At 65.9% G+C, this 340-nt stretch carries 1 protein-coding gene; it reads right to left on the reverse strand.

Annotated features, from left to right (window positions below):
• A partial coding sequence (locus C1I89_RS33890; protein ID WP_181391130.1) for a TraI domain-containing protein occupies window positions 1–340 on the reverse strand: 340 nt, incomplete at both ends.

Here is a 340-nt window from a genome sequence, read left to right on the forward strand (position 1 = left end):
GTCTTGCTCACCAGCCACAAGCTGTCCTGTGTCAGCCAGCCGTCCGAAGCCTGGGGCTGATTGAGCTTCAGTTCCTCGCGCAGCAGATAGCGCAGGCCGTCTAGCAGCTTGCGCTGCAAGGCGTGCCGGGGCGCCGTCAGCGCCTTGGCCGGGTCGCCACCCAAGGCTTGGGCCACCGATGCTCGGTCGGCCTGGATGACCAGTTCCCCCAGAACGCCGGCATGCTCATATTGTCCGGCCAGCACGTAAAGCAGCGCCGACCATAGCACCGGAAAGCCGCTGAGCCAGTCGAGGATGGTCGGGTCGAGTACGCGGGTGTAGAGCAGTCCTGTCGCCGCGC

It is taken from the genome of Achromobacter pulmonis, from assembly GCF_002885955.2.
Classification (GTDB): domain Bacteria; phylum Pseudomonadota; class Gammaproteobacteria; order Burkholderiales; family Burkholderiaceae_B; genus Achromobacter; species Achromobacter pulmonis_A.